Raw genomic sequence first — 18,104 nt, 5'->3', positions numbered from 1 at the left:
GGAAGTCAGGCCGTTCTGGGCACCACTGACTCAGGTCAGCCGGCCCACGTGCGCGAGCGCCTGCTTGAGCAGCACGCCCTGGCCGCCCGTCATCTCCTGCTGCACCATCGGCGAGGCCGCCTCCTCCGGCGTGAACCACACGAGGTCGAGCGCGTCCTGCCGGGGGCGGCAGTCGCCGCGGACCGGCACGATGTAGGCCAGCGAGACGGCGTGCTGGCGCGGGTCGTGGTAGGGCGTCACGCCGGGCGTCGGGAAGTATTCGGCGACCGTGAACGGCACCGGCGACACGGGCAGGCTGGGCAGGGCGACCGGGCCGAGGTCCTTCTCCAGGTGACGCAGGAGGGCGTCGCGGACACGCTCGTGGTAGAGCACCCGCCCGGAGACCAGGGCCCTGCTGACGGTCCCGTCGGCGGCGATGCGGAGCAGCAGCCCGACGCGGGTCACGGCGCCCGTGTCGTCCACCCGCACCGGCACCGCGTCGACGTACAGGATCGGCATGCGGCCGCGCACCGACTCGAGCTCCTCGGGAGCGAGCCAGCCGGGCGAGGTCTCGGTTATCTCGGTCACCAGCTGATCGTACTGTCCGCCGGATCGTCGCCGGTCAGCGGGCGGAGCCGCCAGATGTCGGGCACGACGCCCGCCCGCGCGCCGATCGGCGCATACCCTGGGAATCATGGAGGCACTGGCCGAACGGCTGTCGCAGCTGGACACGCAGGTCGAAGGCGCGCTCCGGGTCGTCATGTTCTACGACACGCTGATGCGCCGCCGGGTGGACCTGCCCGCGCTGGCCCGGGCCTCGGCCGGCCTGGCCGGGTGCGTGGCGGGCATCCGGCTCCACGGCACGGGACGGGTCATCCGCGTCGCGGACGACGGCATGCCGGCGCGCGGCCCGGTCGCCCCGGCGTCCAGTTCGGCGCCGATCACCCTCGACGACGAGGAGATCGGCACGGTCTGGCTGGAGCGCCCCGGCCCGCCGAAGTCGCTCGACGAGGTGGTGCTGGACCGGCTGGCCATCGCCGCCGCGACGGTCGTCGAGAAGTACGGCCCGGCCCGCACCACCATGGCCGATCCCGCGCTCGTCGAGCTGGTGATCAGCTCCGACAGCGACGAGGCGGCCAGGGCGCGGGCGCTGCGCCTGCTGGGCTTCGCCGCCGACCTGCCCGTCCGCGCCGTCGCCGTGCGGTCGCGGCTTCCGCTCGACCAGGTCGGCGGGCTGATCTGCCCGGCCCGCCCGGTGAAGGCCGCGCCCCTCGCCGACGTGGGCGTCATCCTGGCCACCACCGTCGACCTGGCCCGCTTCCCGGCGGGCGTGCGGGCGGGCGTCGGCACGGCCGAAAGCCCCGACCGGTCCTGGGCGCACGCCCGCACCGCCCTGCGCTTCGCCACGCCGCGCCGGCCGGTCGTCCACCACGACGACCTGGGCGCGCTGGCGCTCCTGGCCGAGATCCCCGCGGACTCCCTGCGCGGCAACCCCGACGTGGCCGCGATCACCCTCCTGGCCGGCAGTCCCGAGGACCTGGAGACGCTCGACGCCTACTGCGCCACCGGCTCCCTGCGCCAGGCCGCCGACCTTCTCCACCTGCACCACAGCAGCGTCGCGCGCCGCCTCGAAGCGCTCGGCAGGACTCTGGGCATCGAGCTCGGCGACCCCGCCGGGCTGACCCGGGCCAGGCTCGCCCTCACCGCGTGGCGGCTGCTCGACGGCTGAGTAGCGGGCGGCGACGCGGGAAGGACCGTTCAGTCATGGTGAGAGACGGTGTCTGGTGGCACGTGTACCCGCTCGGATTCACCGGCGCGGAGCCCGCGGCTCCGCCGCCCGGCACGCCGGTGCGCCATCGCCTGCGGCGGCTGGAGGGGTGGCTCGACTACGCCGCCGAGCTGGGCTGCTCGGTCCTGCAGCTCGGGCCGATCTTCGCGTCCGAGACGCACGGGTACGACACGCTGGACCATTTCCGCGTGGACCCGAGACTCGGCGACGAGGCGGACTTCGACCGGCTGGTGCGCGCGGCCCGCGAGCGCGGCCTGCTGATCGTCCTGGACGGGGTGTTCAACCACGTGGGCCGGGGCCATCCGAAGTTCGGCGACCCGCGCTTCGCGCACTGGTTCGTGCCCGAAGGCGGCGGTCACGCCACGTTCGAGGGCCACTCCGGGCTCGTCACCCTCAACCACGACCACCCCGAGGTCCTCGACCACGTGGTCCGCGTCATGGACCACTGGCTGAGCCGCGGCGCGTCCGGATGGCGGCTGGACGCCGCGTACGCGATGCCCGCCGCGTTCTGGCGCGAGGCGCTCGCCCGGGTGCGCCCGCGCCACCCCGGCGCCTGGTTCGTCGGCGAGGTGATCCACGGCGACTACGCGGGCTACGTGGCGGAGAGCGGGCTGGACTCGGTCACCCAGTACGAGCTGTGGAAGGCGATCTGGAGCTCGCTGAACGACGGCAACTTCTACGAGCTGGCCTGGGCGCTGGACCGGCACGACGCCCTGCTGGAGTCGTTCGAGCCGCTCACGTTCGTCGGCAACCACGACGTGACCAGGCTGGCCACCCGCCTGGCCGACGAGCGCCACCTGGGCCACGCGCTCGCCGTGCTCTTCACCGTGGGCGGGGTCCCGAGCGTCTACTACGGCGACGAGCAGGGCTTCCGCGGGCTGAAGGAGGACCGGCCGGGCGGCGACGACGCCGTCAGGCCCGCCTTCCCCGCCGGTCCCGCGGAGCTCGATCCGGCGGGGTGGCCGGTCTACCGGCTGCACCAGCGGCTCATCGGGCTGCGACGCCGCCACCCGTGGCTGGCCCGGGCCCGCACGGCCGTGCCCCATCTGACCAACACGGCCGTGGCCCTGGAGAGCACGGGTGCAGGCAGGCTGCTCACCCTGCTGAACACCGGCCCGGAGCCGTACCGGTTCCCCCTGGACATCTCGGGCCTCGCGGTCGCCGAGAGCTCGCACCCCGACGGCGCCGATCCCCTTCTCGTGCCCGCGCACGGCTGGACCGTCCTCACGGGGGCCCTGCTCCCGGAGTAGCCGCGGCCGGCTGAAGGACCCTAGCCCCGCCGGAACGTTTCGGCGTAGCCGTGCAGCGCCTCGACCGCGGCCGCCACGCTCGCGCCCGGCGGCCGCACCACGAACGAGGTGACGCCCGCCTCCGCCAGGCGGCCCAGGTGGTCGCGGTGCTCCTCGGCGGAACCGCCGTCGATCAGGTATCGGTGCGCCGGGGTGCGCACCTGCACCTCGACGGCCCTGCCGGCCAGCTCACGAACCTCCTCGACGTGCCGGGCGAGCTGCTCCACCGTGGTGATCGCCGCGGTGCGGGCGGTACGGGCGAGCTCCCCGTCCGTCATGAACGGGCTCCAGCCCTGGTTGCGAGCCGCCCGGCGGCGGGCCAGCGCGCTGTTGCCGCCGATCCAGATGGGCGGCCCGCCCGGCGTGAGCGGAGCCGGAAGGGCGGCCACGTCACGGCCTTCGAACAGCGGCCCCCTGTGGTCGAACGGCACGTTCCCCCACACGCCCCGCAGCACCTCGATCGACTCGTCGAAGCGGGCGTTGCGCCCGGCCATGTCCACGCCCATCGCCAGGAACTCCGAGCGCAGGTAACCGGCCCCGGCGACCACGGTCAGCCGCCCCTCGGACAGCAGGTCGACCGTGGTCAGGCTCTTGGCCAGCAGGAACGGGTTGTGGTACGGGAGCACGAGCAGATGGGTCATCAGCCGGATCCGCTCCGACACGGCGGCGCAGTAGCTCAGCGCGGCGATCGGGTCGAGGGCCTCGTGCCCGCCTGCGTCGAGCCACTTCTTCGACGGCGCCGGGTGCTCGGTGAACCCGACGGCGGCGAAACCCGCCTCCTCCGCCGCCCGCACGAGGCGGCGCATCCCGCCGGGGCGGACGAGGGCGGGGTCGTAGCCGGGCGCGCTGATCGGGTACTCGACGGTGAACTTCACGGGGGCTCCTACGGGCTCCTGGTGGGGAGCTTGGCGCTCTGGTCAATCATTACATTGATACACCAAACAGTGGCGACATGTCGCGCCCCGGGATGGCGACCCTGTCGTGATCTACTTTGTAAAGACGCTGGGCTGGAAGCAACCCCGATATCACAAACGTCAGAACAACACCATCCGCGACCAGCGCGCGAAGTTATTGAGAATTCTAGGTTTCCGCGACTTAGGGCATCAATTGCCGCACAGAACGTCATTGGGCCTCCCTGGTGCCGATGATTCTTCTTACGATCACATCGGCCAACACGATCTATGAAGGGATCGCGCATGACGATCGAGATCAGGAAGGTCGAAGAAGTCGAGACCACAGGTAACAGCAACAGCTGCTGAACTGTCGCGGGGCCCTCTTTGCGAGGGCCCCGCCTTCGTGCTTACGGGAGTCTTCTTCATGCCCAGGATTCAGGTGAATCCGGCTTTTCCCCTTTTCATTGATGATTTGCGTGAGCGGGTGCGGCTGGGGGATTTCCCGCCGACGGGCCTGGTCCTCGACCCGGCGGCGGCGCCGTTGCGCCGGCTGATCCGGCTGTGCGCCCGTGAGCCGGTGGAGCGGGCCGATCTGTACGCGCTGCTCGGCGAGGTGCCTCCGGCCGAGATCGACGCGGCCGTGGCGCGGCTGCTGGAGGCGCGCATCCTGGTCACCGCCGACGATCTCGACGCGCTGGCGGCCGACGCGGGGCTCTCCAGGTTCGCGCTGTTCCTGTCGATGTTCCGGCCGGCCGCCGAGGTGACGGCCGTGCTCGGCGAGCTGCGGCGTACGCATGTGGCGGTGCTCGGCGCGGGGGCGATCGGGGGCGCCGTCGCGCTGCAACTGGCGACCAGCGGGGTGGGGCGGTTGACGCTGGTCGACGACGACCGGGTGGAGGCGAGTAACCTGCATCGCCAGTACCTGTACACGGCCGGGGACGTGGGTGAGCTCAAGACGGTGGCGGCGGCGCGGCGGCTGCGGGCGCACCGTCCCGGTGTGCGGGTGGACACCGTCGAGCGGCGCATCGGCGGGCCGCGCGACGTGGTGGTGGCCGCCGATCTGGTGGTCAGCACGGTGGACACGCCGCAGCCGCACATCGCGCGCTGGGTGAACCGGGCGTGTGTGGAGGCGGGGGTGCCGTTCGTGACGGGCGGGTTCAACCAGCACGTGGGGCTGGTGGGGCCGCTCGTCGTGCCCGGCAAGACGGGTTGCCTGTCGTGTCAGGAGCGTTCGCTGGCCGCCCGTTACGGCCGGACGGAGTTGCCCACCGGGGACAACCCGGGGCGGGTGATCCCGTCGTTCGGGCCGTTGTGCCAGATCGTGGCCGGGATGCTGGCCTCGGAGGTGCTCCGCTATCTGACGGGTGCGGGCACGCCGGCGGTGGAGGGCCGGAGCGTGTGGCTCGATCTGCTGACGTTGACGACCACGACGAGGGAGTTCCACCGGTACGACCGGTGCGGGGTCTGCGGGTGAACACCGATCTGTCGTTCCTGACGGTGGTGGCTGACGGGCCGGACGACTACGTGATCGGCAACGGGGAGACGTTCGTGCACGTGCCGGCGGTGGCGGCGGCGGTGGTGTCGGCGCTCGACGGCACGCGGACGGTGGCGCAGGCGCGCGAGCGGGTGCGGGCCGAGCGGGGGGTGGACGTGGACGTGGCCGCCTTCGTCGGCGGCTTGGCGGACGCGGGGTTGACGACGCGGCCGGAGCGGCGGCCGAACGTGTGGGACAGGATCCGGCCGCGGCAGGTGGCCTGGTTCTTCTCCCGTCCGGCCGACGTCGTGCTGGTGCTGCTCACGGGGTGTGCGGTGGCCGCCGCGGTGGCCGAGCCGAGGGTGCGGCCGGGGGTGTCGTCGCTGGTGTGGCCGGGCAGTCTGTCGTTCACGCTGGCGTTCGCGGCGGGGTCGTGGGCGCTGGTGCTGCTGCACGAGCTGGGGCATGTGGCCGCCGCGCGGTCGCTGGGCGTGCGGGCGGAGTTGTCGCTGGGTACGCGGTTGCAGTTCCTGGTGGTGCAGACGCGGATCACCGGGGTGTGGGGGGTGCCGCGGCGGGCGCGCTATCGCGCTCATCTGGCGGGGATGCGGGTGGACTGGGTGCTGATCTGCGGGTCGGCGTGCGTGCTGTACGTGACCGAGTCGGCGCCGGCGCGGCTGGTGATGGTGATCTGTCTGGCGCAGGTGGTCTGGCAGTTCCTGTTCTTCATGCGTACGGATGTGTACTACGTCTTCGCGAACGCGACGGGGAACAAGAATTTGATGGCGGACGCGCAGGCGTATCTGCGTGGGCGGGGTGGTGGGGCGCGGCGGAGTGTGCGGGTGTACGCGTGGTTCGTGGTTGTGGGGCGGGTGCTGGGGTTGGCGTTTTTCGCCCTTTATACGGTGCCGATCACGGTGGCGGTGGTTCGCCGGGCGATGGGGGAGTTGGCTTCGGGGGCATTGTGGGAACCGGTGGCCGCGCTCGTGGTGATCGCTGCGGGTTGGGTGCTTTATCTGGTGATTCTGGTCCGCCGTTTCTTGGGGTGGGTGCGGAATTCGTCCTGACAGACTGTGAAAAGCACAGTTTTCAACTATGTCAGGAAAAATCGGGACGCCCGCTGTCGGCCGGCGCCCCGCGTGCGGCCCCCCGCCCCCCGCCCCGCGGATCCCGCACGCGCCGGGGGACGGGTCACGAAGATGATCGTTGTTTGATCCTTATTGATGGGACTAAAGACCCTTAAGTGGGCATGGTGCAGTCCAGAAGACTGGGGTGGCCCTAGCGTCCGACCGGAGGTGGTCCCCGCCATGCCTGCCGCACCGTCCCCCGCCGCGGTCACGTCCACGGCGAGCCGTGTGACCGCGCTGATCCTGGCCACGATCGCGTTCGCGGTGAACTTCTGGGCCTGGGCGCTGCTGAGCCCGCTCGGCCCCGTCTACCAGCGGTCCCTGGGGCTGAGCGCCACCGCGGTGTCGGTGCTGGTGGCCGTCCCGGTGATCGTCGGGTCGCTGGGCCGCATCGTGCTCGGCGCGCTGACCGACCGTTACGGCGGCCGGCTGGTGTTCGGCGTGACGACGCTGATCGGCGTGATCCCCGTCGTCTTCCTCGCCTTCGTGGAGACGTACTCGCTGCTGCTGGTGGGCGGGTTGCTGCTGGGCCTGACCGGTGCGACGTTCGCGATCGGCGTCCCGTTCGTCAACGCCTGGTTCCCTCCGGAGCGGCGTGGCCTGGCGCTGGGCGTCTTCGGCATGGGCAACATCGGCACCGCCATCTCCGGGTTCGCCACCCCGTGGCTGGCCGACGAGTTCGGCCGGCGCGCCCCCTTCTACGTGGTCGCGGCGGCGCTCGCGGTGACGGGCGTGGTCTTCCTGCTGGCAGGGCGGGACGCCCCCGGCGTGAAGCCGGCCGCGGAGCCGTTCCTCAAGAGGTTCACCGCCGCCGCCCGGATGCGGGTCACGGTGGAGCTGGCCGGGATGTACGCGCTCACCTTCGGTGGTTTCGTCGCGTTCGGTGTCTACCTGCCGCTGTATCTGCAGAGCGTGTACGGGCTGACGGTGGCGGACGCGGCGGCCCGCGCGGCGGGGTTCGTGGTGCTGGCCACGCTCGCCCGCCCGGTGGGCGGCTGGCTGTCGGACCGGGTCGGCGGCGAGTCCGTGCTGGCGTACGTGCTGGCGGTGGTGTTCGCGTGCGCGATCGTGGTCTCGTTCGCACCCGGGATGCCGGTCGCCACGGTCGGCTTCCTGGCGATGGCGGCGGCGCTCGGGCTGGGCAACGGCGCGGTGTTCGCCATCCTGGGCCGGGCCGTCCCGGTCGCGATGGTCGGCAGCGCCACCGGTGTGGTGGGCGCGGCCGGCGGCCTCGGCGGGTTCCTGCCGCCGATCGTGATGGGGCTGATCTTTCAGGCGACGGGCTCGTACTCGATCGGGTTGATGCTGCTGGCCGCCATGGCTTTCGGCGCCTTCGTCTACTGCTGGTTCATCCTGCGCCCCCGCGCGCACCCCTAACAGAAAGAGAGCCACATGTCGGGCATGGACGGGCCTCTCACCGATGCCCTGCTCCGGCTGGGACGTTATCTGCACCCCGGCACGATGTCCCCTGACCTGCGAACACTGCACCAGATCGGCGGCCGTCAGGCCGACGCGTTCTACCGTGACCGGTGGAGTCACGACAAGGTCGTGCGGTCGACGCACGGCGTGAACTGCACCGGTTCCTGCTCGTGGAAGGTGTACGTCAAGGACGGCGTGATCACCTGGGAGGCGCAGCAGACCGACTACCCGAGCGTGGGCGGGGACCGGCCGGAGTACGAGCCGCGCGGCTGCCCGCGCGGGGCCGCCTTCTCCTGGTACACCTACTCGCCGACCCGGGTGCGTTTCCCGTACGCGCGCGGCGTGCTGGTGTCGATGTACCGGGAGGCGAAGGCGCGGCTGGGCGACCCGGTCGCGGCCTGGGCGGAGATCACCACCGATCCGGGCAAGCGCCACCGCTACCAGTCGGCGCGCGGCAAGGGCGGGCTGGTGCGGGTCTCCTGGGACGAGGCGACCGAGATGATCGCGGCCGCGCACGTGCACACGATCAAGACGTACGGGCCGGACCGGGTGGCCGGGTTCTCCCCGATCCCGGCCATGTCGATGGCCTCGCACGCGGTCGGTTCCCGGTTCGTCTCGCTGATCGGCGGGGCGATGCTGTCGTTCTACGACTGGTACGCCGACCTGCCGGTGGCCTCGCCGCAGGTGTTCGGCGACCAGACGGACGTGCCGGAGTCGGCCGACTGGTGGGACGCGTCGTACCTGATGCTGTGGGGCTCGAACGTGCCCGTCACCCGGACCCCGGACGCGCACTACATGACCGAGGCGCGCTACCGCGGGCAGAAGGTCGTGGTGATGTCGCCGGACTTCAGCGACGCCGCGAAGTTCGCCGACGAGTGGCTGGCCCCGCATCCGGGCACCGACGGGGCGCTGGCGATGGCGATGGGGCACGTGATCCTCAAGGAGTTCTTCGTCGACTCCGCCACTCCGTACTTCGCCGACTACGTGCGCCGCTACACGGATCTGCCGTTCCTGGTGCGGCTGCGCGAGCGCGAGCCCGGCCAGTACGTGCCGGACAAGTTCCTCACGGCCGCCGATCTCGGGCAGGAAGGTAAGGAGGCGGCGTTCAGCACGGCGGTGTGGGACGCGGACGCGGGTGAGGTCGCCGTCCCGAACGGCTCGCTCGGGTTCCGCTTCTCCGAGCAGGGCCAGGGCCGGTGGAACCTGGACCTGGGCGAGGTGTCGCCGGCGCTGACGATGCTCGACACGGGCGAGTCGGTCCCGGTGGGCCTGCCCCGTTTCGACGGGGCCGAGAGCGGCGTGCTGGAGCGCGGCGTGCCGGTGCGGCGCGTCGGCGACCACCTGGTGACCACGGTGTTCGACCTGCTGCTGGCCCAGTACGGGGTGCGCCGCGGCGGGCTGCCGGGCCGCTGGCCCCAGGGGTACGACGACGCGGGCGAGCCGTACACGCCGGCCTGGCAGGAGGCGATCACGTCGGTGCCGGCGGCGAAGGCGACGCGGATCGCCCGCGAGTTCGCCCGCAACGCCGAGGAGTCCGGCGGCCGGTCGATGATCATCATGGGGGCCGGGGCGAACCACTGGTTCCATTCCGACACGATCTACCGGGCGTTCCTGGCGCTGGTGACGCTCACCGGCTGCCAGGGCGTCAACGGCGGCGGCTGGGCCCACTACGTCGGCCAGGAGAAGTGCCGGCCGGTCACCGGGTGGGCGCATCTGGCCTCGGGCGGCGACTGGTCGAGGCCGCCGCGCCAGATGATCGGCACCGCGTACTGGTACCTGCACACCGACCAGTGGCGTTACGACACCTACAAGGCGGACGTGGTGTCCTCGCCGCTGGGCGACGGCGTGTTCGCCGGCAAGACCACGGCGGACCTGCTGTCGCAGTCGGCGCGGCTGGGCTGGATGCCGTCGTACCCGACGTTCGGCCGCAACCCGCTCGACCTGGCGGACGAGGCGCGGGCCGCGGGGCAGGAGCCGGGCCCGTACATCGCGGAGAAGGTGGCCTCCGGTGAGCTGGGGTTCGCCTGCGAGGACCCGGACGCGCCGGAGAACTGGCCGCGGGTGCTGACCGTGTGGCGGGCCAACCTGCTGGGCTCCTCGGCGAAGGGCGACGAGTACTTCCTGCGCCACCTGCTCGGCACCGACGCCTCGCTGCGCGCGCGGGAGGCGGGGCCCGGCCAGCGGCCCGAGGGCGTCGCCTGGCGGGAGGAGGCGCCGCGGGGCAAGCTCGACCTGCTGCTGTCGCTCGACTTCCGGATGACCTCCACCACGCTGTTCTCCGACATCGTGCTGCCGGCCGCGACCTGGTACGAGAAGCACGACCTGTCCTCGACGGACATGCATCCGTTCGTGCACTCGTTCAACCCGGCGATCGACCCGCCGTGGCAGACCCGCAGCGACTTCACCGCCTTCCACACGATCGCCCGCGCCTTCAGCACGCTGGCCGCCGAGCACCTGGGCACGCGGACCGACCTGGTGGCGATGCCGCTGATTCACGACACCCCCGACGAACTGGCCACCCCGCACGGGCGGGTGCGCGACTGGCGGCGGACCGGCGAGACGCCGACGCCGGGCCTGGACTTCCCGAAGATCGTCGAAGTGGAGCGGGACTACGCGGCCATCGCCGCGAAGATGGCCTCCCTCGGCCCGCTCGCCGAGCGGCTGGGCGCCACCACCAAGGGCATCACCTACGACCTGAGCGGCGAGATCGACCGGCTGCGGCGGATCAACGGGTCCACCGCGGACGGCCGGCCGTCGCTGGCGCGGGACGTGGACCTGTGCGAGGCCATCCTGGCCTTGTCGGGCACCACCAACGGGCGGCTGGCCGCGCAGGGGTTCGCCACGCTGTCGCGGCGCACCGGCACCTCCTTCGACGGGCTGGCCGAGGAGCACCGGCACATCACGTTCGCCGACACGCAGGCGCGCCCCGTCCCGGTGATCACCTCGCCGGAGTGGTCGGGCAGCGAGAGCGGCGGCCGCCGCTACTCGGCGTTCACGATCAACGTCGAGCATCGCAAGCCCTGGCACACCCTCACCGGGCGGCAGCACTTCTACCTGGACCACGACTGGATGCAGGAGGCGGGTGAGGCGCTGCCGGTCTACCGGCCGCCGCTGAACATGACGGCCATGTTCGGCGAGCCCGGGATCGGCGACTCGACGGCGGAGGGGATCACGGTGCGGTATCTGACGCCGCACTCCAAGTGGTCCATCCACTCCGAGTATCAGGACAACCTGCTCATGCTGACGCTGTCGCGCGGCGGGCCGAACATCTGGATGAGCCCCGCCGACGCGGCCAAGGCCGGCATCGCGGACAACGACTGGATCGAGGCGGTCAACCGCAACGGCGTGGTCGTGGCGCGCGCCGTCGTCTCCCACCGGATGCCCGAGGGGACCGTGTACATGTACCACGCGCAGGAGCGGGTGGTGGACGTGCCCAAGAGCGAGACGTCCGGCCGGCGCGGCGGCATCCACAACTCGCTCACCCGGCTGCTGGTCAAACCCACCCACCTCATCGGCGGCTACGCCCAGCTGTCGTTCGCGTTCAACTACCTCGGCCCCACCGGCAACCAGCGCGACGAGGTGACCGTGATCCGGCGGCGCTCCCAGGAGGTGGACTACTGATGAAGGTCATGGGCCAGCTGGCCATGGTGATGAACCTGGACAAGTGCATCGGCTGCCATACCTGTTCGGTCACGTGCAAGCAGGCGTGGACGAACCGGGCCGGCACCGAGTACGTCTGGTTCAACAACGTCGAGACCCGGCCCGGACAGGGCTACCCCCGCACCTACCAGGACCAGAAGAAATGGCAGGGCGGGTGGGAGCTGAACTCCCGCGGCCGGCTCAAGCTGAAGGCCGGCGGGCGGCTGCGCAAGCTGCTGACGATCTTCGCGAACCCGCTGATGCCGTCCATCCAGGACTACTACGAGCCCTGGACGTACGACTACGACCGGCTGTTCTCCGCCCCCGCGACGGAGGACACTCCGGTCGCCCGTCCCAGGTCGCTCATCTCCGGCGAGCCCACCAAGATCACGTGGTCCGCGAACTGGGACGACGACCTGGGCGGCGGCCCCGAGCTGACCAAGGCCGACCCGGTGCTGCGCAAGGTGTCGGACCAGGTCAAGCTGGAGTTCGAGCGGGCGTTCATGTTCTACCTGCCGCGCATCTGCGAGCACTGCCTGAACCCCTCCTGCGTGGCCTCGTGCCCGTCGGGCGCGATGTACAAGCGCTCCGAGGACGGGATCGTCCTGGTCGACCAGGACCGCTGCCGCGGCTGGCGGATGTGCGTGACCGGCTGCCCGTACAAGAAGGTGTACTTCAACCACCGCACCGGCAAGGCGGAGAAGTGCACGTTCTGCTTCCCCCGGGTCGAGGTCGGCATCCCGACCGTCTGCTCCGAGACGTGCGTGGGGCGGCTGCGTTACATCGGGCTCATCCTGTACGACGCCGACCGGGTCGCCGAGGCGGCTCGGACGCCGGACGAGAAGGATCTGTACGAGGCGCAGAAGAGCGTGCTGCTCGACCCGAACGACCCGGAGGTGATCGCCGGCGCCCGCGCCTCGGGCATCCCGGAGGACTGGCTGGAGGCGGCCCGGCGCTCGCCCATCCACCAGCTCATCTTCGAGTACGGGGTCGCGCTGCCGCTGCATCCCGAGTACCGCACGATGCCGATGGTCTGGTATATCCCGCCGCTGTCGCCGGTCGTCGACGTGCTGTCCGAGACGGGGCACGACGGCGAGGAGGCCGGCAACCTGTTCGGCGCGATCGAGTCGCTGCGCATCCCCATCGGCTACCTGGCCGAGCTGTTCACCGCGGGCGATCCCGCGCCGGTCAGGCTGGTGCTGCGCCGCCTGGCGGCGATGCGCTCGTACATGCGCCGGCTCAACCTCGGCCAGGAGCCCGACGAGAGCATCGCCGAGGCGGTCGGCATGACCGGCGCCCAGATCGAGTCCATGCACCGGCTGCTGGCCCTGGCCCCCTACGGCGAGCGGTACGTCATCCCCAAGGCGCACGCCGAGCAGGCCGCCGACCTGGAGGAGCTCGCCACCGGGTGCAGCCTCGACTACGAGGGCGGCCCCGGCATGGGCGGGCCGTTCGGCGAGGCGTCCGGCACGCCCGCGCCGATCGCGGTCGAGAACTTCCACGCGCTGCGCGAGCGGCAGAGCGGGGACGAGCTGGAGCGGAGCGAGGACCTGCGCGGCCGGGTCAATCTCCTGAACTGGGACGGCAAGGGCACCCCCGAGGGCCTGTTCCCCCGGCGCGACAAGGAGGGCCAGTGATGGACCGCGCCGTCCACCTCACCGCGTCGGTGCTGCTCAGCTACCCCGACGAGCGGCTGGCCGAGGCGCTGCCGCTGCTGACGGAAACGGTCGGGACGCTGCCCGCGGGCGAGCCGGCGCGGCGGCTGCGCGCCTTCCTCGACCACGCCGCCGCCACACCGCAGCAGGACCTGGCCGAGCACTACGTGGCCACCTTCGACCTGAAGCGCCGCTGCTGCCCGTATCTGACCTACTACACCTACGGCGACACCAGGAAGCGCGGGATGGCGCTGCTGCGGTTCAAGCACGCCTTCCGCGAGGCCGGGTTCGAGCCCGCCGAGGGGGAGCTGCCCGACCATCTGGCGGTGGTGTGCGAGCTGTCCGCGCGCGGCGGCACCGCCCAGGCCTCCCGGCTGCTGCGCGAGCACCGGCCGGGCCTGGACCTGCTGTTGCGGGCGCTGGAGTCGGAGCGTTCCCCGTACGCGCACGTGGTCGCCGCGGTGCTGGCCACGCTGCCGCCCGCCACCGCCCGCGAGCGCGCCGCCGCCGCCAAGCTGGCCGCCGAGGGGCCGCCGGCCGAGGAGGTCGGCCTGCCGCCCTACCCGGTGAACGGGTCCGGTCCCGAGGCGGGGCCGACACCGTCGTTCCCGACCGATGGAGGATCCCGATGAACGCGCTCGACCTGCTGCTGTGGGTCGTGGCCCCGTACGTGGCGCTGACCGTCTTCGTGCTCGGCCACGTCTGGCGCTACCGCTACGACAAGTTCGGCTGGACCACGCGCTCCTCACAGCTGTACGAGTCGCGGCTGCTGCGCATCGGCAGCCCGATGTTCCACTTCGGCATCCTGGTCGTCATCCTCGGGCACGTGGGCGGGCTGGTGATCCCCAAGTCGTGGACCGAGGCGGTGGGCGTCACCGAGAGCATGTACCACGTGGTCGCGGTCGTGCTCGGCACCATCGCGGGCGTGTGCACGCTCGCCGGCCTGGCCATCCTCATCTACCGGCGGCGCACCGTCGGGCCCGTGTTCACCGCGACGACCCGCAACGACAAGCTCATGTACGCCGTCCTGGCCCTGGTGATCGTGCTCGGGCTGGCCGCCACCGTGGCCGCGAACGTGCTGGGCGGCGGCTACGACTACCGGGTCACGGTCTCGCCGTGGTTCCGCTCGGTCTTCGCCCTCCAGCCGCGGGCGGAGCTGATGGCCGGGGCGCCGCCGCTGTTCCAGCTGCACGCCTTCAGCGCGCTGGTGCTCTTCGCCATCTGGCCGTTCACCCGGCTGGTGCACATGCTCACCGCGCCCATCGGCTACCTGACCCGCCCGTACATCGTCTACCGCAGCCGCGAACCGGTCACCCGCACCCCCGGCTGGACGCCCACCACCAGAAGGTGAACGCAGCACAAATTCGGGACTAAAGGCCATCCGATCGGGGTCCTCCTCCCCGGGCACCGCCGCCCCCGATCGGAAAAACTGGAGGTGAGAACGGCAGAACGGGTGAAGGAGGCGTCGTGATGGCTCGGCAGATCGTGGTGGGCATCGACGGATCGGCACCGGCGACCGCGGCGGTGGAATGGGCCGCCGCCGACGCCCGGCGCAGAGGGGTGAACCTGCGCATCGTCCACATCTGCGAGCAGTGGCGGCACGGCCATGGCGAGTCCGAATACTGCGCGGGCACCCTGGAGGCCGCCGCGGACCGGGCCCGCGCCCTCGCGGGCGGCGTCGAGGTGACGACCGAGCTGCTCACCGGGGAGGTCGCCCCGGCGCTCATCGCCGAGTCGGCCTCCGCCGACAGCGTCGTCATCGGCAGCCGGGGGCTCGGCGGGTTCCAGGGCCTGGTCATGGGCTCGGTCAGCATCGCCGTCGCCGGTCACGCCGCCGGGCCCGTGGTCGTCGTCCGCGGCACCTCCCCGATCACGCACGGGCGGATCGTCGTCGGCTACGACGGCTCCGAGCACGCGGAGGCCGCCATGGAGTACGCCATCGAGCAGGCCCGCCGCCGCGACGCCGAACTGTACGTCGCCTACGGCTGGACCATGCCGGCGTACTCCCCGTACGCGGTCGCCTACAACTCGCTCATCGAGGACGTCATGCAGGAGGAGGCCCGCGCGGCGCGCGAGCGCGTCGTTCCGTGGCGGGAGAAGAACCTCGACGTGCGGATCACCGACGGGCACGCCTGCGAGCACCCCGTCTCGCTGCTGATCGAGGCCTCCAAGCAGGCGGACCTGGTCGTCGTCGGCTCGCGCGGGCGCGGCGGGCTGGCCGCGGCCGTCCTCGGCTCCGTCAGCCACGGCGTGCTGCACCACGTCATCTGCCCCGTCGCCGTCGTCCGTCCCCGAACGGAGGAGACATCATGACCGCTCCGACCGCCATCCGTGCCACCACTACCGCCCCGCGTGCCGTGCCGAAGGAAGGCGCGCGTCCCGCCGGCGAGCCTGCCGCGCAGGCGAGGCCGGTCGCGGAGCTGACCGCCGAACAGGTGATGAGCCGCGTGCTGGTCGCCGTCGAGCCGGGGGAGTCGCCTCTCATGGCGTGGGAGCTGATGCGCCGCGCCGGCGTCCGCCACCTGCCGGTCGTCGAGGGGCGGCACGTGCTCGGCGTCCTGACCCGCGAGGAACTCGCGGCGACCTGGTCCTGCGGGCCTCAGGAGCAGTCCGGCCGCCAGGTCGGCTCGCTGCTGACCGGCCGCCGCCGGCCGCGGGTCGAACCCGGGGACCCGCTGCACCGGGTCGCCGCCGTCATGCTGGACGCCGGGTGCGACGCGGTGCCCGTGGTCCACGCCGGCGGGATCGTCGGGCTGATCACCGCCGGTGACGTGCTCGCCGCCGTCGCCGGGCGCGTCAAGCCGTCCGGCGAGCCGGGCGAGCTCGTCACCGGCATGTTCCACCTCGAACCCATCCTTCCCTGATCAGGAGGCGCGGCATGCGCGCGCTCGTCGTCTACGAGTCGATGTACGGAAACACCCGGCGGATCGCCGAGGCCGTCGCGGAAGGACTGGCCGGGCGGATGCGGGCCGACGTGGTCGAGGTCGGCTCCGCGCCCGCCGCCGTCGGCGAGGACGTGACTCTCCTCGTGGTCGGCGGGCCCACACACGCCTTCGCCATGAGCCGCGCCACCACCCGCCAGTCCGCCGCCCAGGACGCCCCGGACGGGCTGGTGTCCCGGGGCGACGGCATCCGCGAATGGCTGTCCGGCCTGCGTACCGGCTCCGCCCGGCTGGCCGCGGCCGCCTTCGACACCCGCGTCGCCAAGCCCCGCCTGCCGGGGTCGGCCGCCCGCGGCGCCGCCAGACGGCTGCGCCGCCTCGGCGTCAGGAGCGCCGCGCCCGCCCACAGCTTCTACGTCATCGGGACGAAGGGGCCTCTCGTGGACGGCGAGCTGGACCGGGCCCGCGAGTGGGGCGAAACCCTCGCGGCCTCCTTCCCCGTCCCGGCCTCCTGAGGTCCCGGGGGCATCCTGCCCGTGTACGCGACAGGCGGTTGGATAGGTTGGGGCCGTGTCGCAGATCGATCACTCCGTCTCCACGTGGCAGCAGCCCTGCCCCGGCCCGGCGTCCCCCGAACGAGCCGCCCTGGTCGGCGAGATCGCCCGGCGGGTGCTGGCCCTGGGCGACGGCCGTCTCCTGGTGGGGATCGACGGCCTGACCGCCTCGGGCAAGACCAGTTTCGGCCACGAGCTGGCCGCCTCCGTCGCCGCCGCCGGACGCCCGGCGCTGCGCGCCACGCTGGACGACTTCAAGCAGCCGTGGAAGGACCGCCACCTCTACGACAGGGAGTCCGGCGAGGGCTACTACCGCAACGCCTACGACTACGAGTCCGCCAGACGCCTGCTGCTGGACCCGTGCCGCTCCCCGCGGGCCGAAGCCTGCGCCCTGTGCTCGATCGACCCCCTCACCCAGGTGGACCACTCGGCGGTCGTCACGCCGCTCTCCCCGGACAGCGTGCTCATCGTGGACGGCGTGTTCGCCTTCCGCCCGGAGATCGACGCGTACTGGGACTACCGCGTCTGGATGCACATCGATGAGGAGCTGTCGGTCGCCCGCGGCGCCGCCCGCGACCAGGACTGGGCAGGCTCCGGCGCCGAGGCGATCCACCGTGACCGTTACCTGGTCGCCCAGCGCGTCTACCAGCGCGAGGCGGACCCGATCGCCCGCGCCGACGTCGTGATCGACAACACCGACTTCGCTCACCCGCTGACCAAAGACCCATGAAGTCGGGAGGAACGGCCCTGCCGGCACCACCGTGGGGTCGCCGACCATGGAGGCATGGAACAGATCGTGGTGGGCGTTGACGGCAGGGGCGGCGGCGACGCGGCCCTGATGTGGGCCGCGGGCGAGGCCCGGCGAGCGGGGGCGCGGCTGGTCGTCGTGCACACCTGGGAACCACGAGCCCGCGCGTTCGCCCCCTACGCGCGCCCCACGGGCGGGCACGGCACCGGCGAACACGCGGAAGCGGTCCTGGAGCGGGCCGTCCTGCGGGCGCGTGCCGCCTATCCGGACGTGGCCGTGACCGGGCGGACCATCAGGGGCCGCCCGGAGGTGGTCCTGCGCCACGAGGCCCGGGCGGCGGCCCTCCTGGTGCTCGGCTCGGCCGCGCACCACGCGGGCGACGGCCGGCTGGGCGCGGTACTGCTCGCCTGCCTACGCTGGCCGCCCTGCCCCGTGGCCGTCATCGGCACCCCGCAACCGACGACCCCACAGCCCACCGCGCGTCAGCCGGTGGCGGCGGGCGCGGCGGCCCCCTGCTGAACCCGGCACGACAGCGCCGCTCGCACAGGCGTACGCGCAGGACGAACCGGTCAACCTCCAGCGGTCGCGTGCCGCTCAGGCTGTTCGTCGTCGGCCTCGTACGTTCCCCGCACTGGGTGAAACGTTTGCCCGGTTGA

At 72.1% G+C, this 18,104-nt stretch carries 16 protein-coding genes; 14 read left to right on the top strand and 2 right to left on the bottom strand.

Annotated features, from left to right (window positions below):
- Positions 1-30: 30 nt before the first annotated feature.
- Positions 31-567 carry an NUDIX hydrolase family protein gene (locus FR742_RS17270; protein WP_219545796.1) on the bottom strand — a complete coding sequence of 179 codons (537 nt, stop codon included), beginning with the start codon at positions 565-567 and terminating at the stop codon, positions 31-33.
- Positions 568-673: 106 nt separating this feature from the next.
- Between FR742_RS17270 and FR742_RS17265 the strand changes: the two genes are divergently transcribed.
- Both FR742_RS17265 and FR742_RS17260 read left to right on the top strand, forming a co-directional pair.
- Entirely contained in the window at positions 674-1,708 is a 1,035-nt protein-coding gene (locus tag FR742_RS17265; protein WP_148031892.1) for a helix-turn-helix domain-containing protein, read from the top strand.
- Between the two features lie 35 nt (positions 1,709-1,743).
- On the top strand, positions 1,744-3,018 hold the full coding sequence (locus tag FR742_RS17260; RefSeq protein ID WP_148031891.1) for an alpha-amylase family protein: 1,275 nt from the start codon (positions 1,744-1,746) through the stop codon (positions 3,016-3,018).
- Between the two features lie 20 nt (positions 3,019-3,038).
- On the opposite strand, the gene FR742_RS17255 is transcribed toward FR742_RS17260, so the two are convergent.
- Positions 3,039-3,932, bottom strand: coding sequence for a TIGR03619 family F420-dependent LLM class oxidoreductase (locus tag FR742_RS17255; RefSeq protein WP_148031890.1), 894 nt, complete (start codon positions 3,930-3,932; stop codon positions 3,039-3,041).
- 490 nt (positions 3,933-4,422) lie between these two features.
- Between FR742_RS17255 and FR742_RS17250 the strand changes: the two genes are divergently transcribed.
- The 12 genes from FR742_RS17250 to FR742_RS17195 all read left to right on the top strand — a co-directional run bounded on the left by FR742_RS17250 (position 4,423) and on the right by FR742_RS17195 (position 17,967).
- Positions 4,423-5,424: a TOMM precursor leader peptide-binding protein gene (locus tag FR742_RS17250; protein ID WP_148031889.1), complete on the top strand. Its 1,002-nt coding sequence runs from the start codon at positions 4,423-4,425 to the stop codon at positions 5,422-5,424.
- On the top strand, positions 5,421-6,491 hold the full coding sequence (locus FR742_RS17245; protein WP_148031888.1) for a hypothetical protein: 1,071 nt from the start codon (positions 5,421-5,423) through the stop codon (positions 6,489-6,491). The genes FR742_RS17250 and FR742_RS17245 overlap by 4 nt, the downstream gene beginning before the upstream one ends.
- Before the next feature lie 240 nt (positions 6,492-6,731).
- Complete coding sequence (locus tag FR742_RS17240) at positions 6,732-7,928, top strand: MFS transporter (protein ID WP_148031887.1); 1,197 nt, start codon at positions 6,732-6,734, stop codon at positions 7,926-7,928.
- 15 nt (positions 7,929-7,943) lie between these two features.
- Entirely contained in the window at positions 7,944-11,591 is a 3,648-nt protein-coding gene (locus FR742_RS17235; protein WP_148031886.1) for a nitrate reductase subunit alpha, read from the top strand.
- The gene (gene narH / locus FR742_RS17230) at positions 11,591-13,246 is read left to right on the top strand and encodes a nitrate reductase subunit beta (RefSeq protein WP_148031885.1); all 1,656 of its coding nucleotides are present in this window, start codon (positions 11,591-11,593) and stop codon (positions 13,244-13,246) included. The genes FR742_RS17235 and narH overlap by 1 nt, the downstream gene beginning before the upstream one ends.
- Positions 13,246-13,896, top strand: coding sequence for a nitrate reductase molybdenum cofactor assembly chaperone (gene narJ / locus FR742_RS17225; RefSeq protein ID WP_148031884.1), 651 nt, complete (start codon positions 13,246-13,248; stop codon positions 13,894-13,896). Before narH ends, narJ begins: the two co-directional genes overlap by 1 nt.
- Positions 13,893-14,615, top strand: a complete 723-nt coding sequence (narI, locus tag FR742_RS17220; protein WP_148031883.1) for a respiratory nitrate reductase subunit gamma — start codon at positions 13,893-13,895, stop codon at positions 14,613-14,615. The genes narJ and narI overlap by 4 nt, the downstream gene beginning before the upstream one ends.
- A 119-nt stretch (positions 14,616-14,734) precedes the next feature.
- Positions 14,735-15,577, top strand: a complete 843-nt coding sequence (locus FR742_RS17215; protein ID WP_148031882.1) for a universal stress protein — start codon at positions 14,735-14,737, stop codon at positions 15,575-15,577.
- Positions 15,574-16,128: an HPP family protein gene (locus tag FR742_RS17210; protein ID WP_148031881.1), complete on the top strand. Its 555-nt coding sequence runs from the start codon at positions 15,574-15,576 to the stop codon at positions 16,126-16,128. The genes FR742_RS17215 and FR742_RS17210 overlap by 4 nt, the downstream gene beginning before the upstream one ends.
- Before the next feature lie 14 nt (positions 16,129-16,142).
- A complete protein-coding gene (locus FR742_RS17205) occupies positions 16,143-16,661 on the top strand; it encodes a flavodoxin domain-containing protein (RefSeq protein WP_148031880.1) in 519 nt (172 codons plus the stop codon).
- 55 nt (positions 16,662-16,716) lie between these two features.
- A complete protein-coding gene (locus tag FR742_RS17200; protein ID WP_148031879.1) occupies positions 16,717-17,430 on the top strand; it encodes a uridine kinase in 714 nt (237 codons plus the stop codon).
- A 54-nt stretch (positions 17,431-17,484) separates the two neighbouring features.
- Positions 17,485-17,967 (top strand): universal stress protein, encoded by a 483-nt coding sequence (locus FR742_RS17195; RefSeq protein WP_148031878.1) that lies wholly within the window; start codon positions 17,485-17,487, stop codon positions 17,965-17,967.
- Positions 17,968-18,104: the final 137 nt, after the last annotated feature.

It is taken from the genome of Nonomuraea sp. C10, assembly GCF_008017515.1.
GTDB lineage: Bacteria > Actinomycetota > Actinomycetes > Streptosporangiales > Streptosporangiaceae > Nonomuraea > Nonomuraea ferruginea.
Note: the sequence above shows the minus strand (reverse complement) of the source record. Positions and strands in the feature narration are given on the sequence as shown.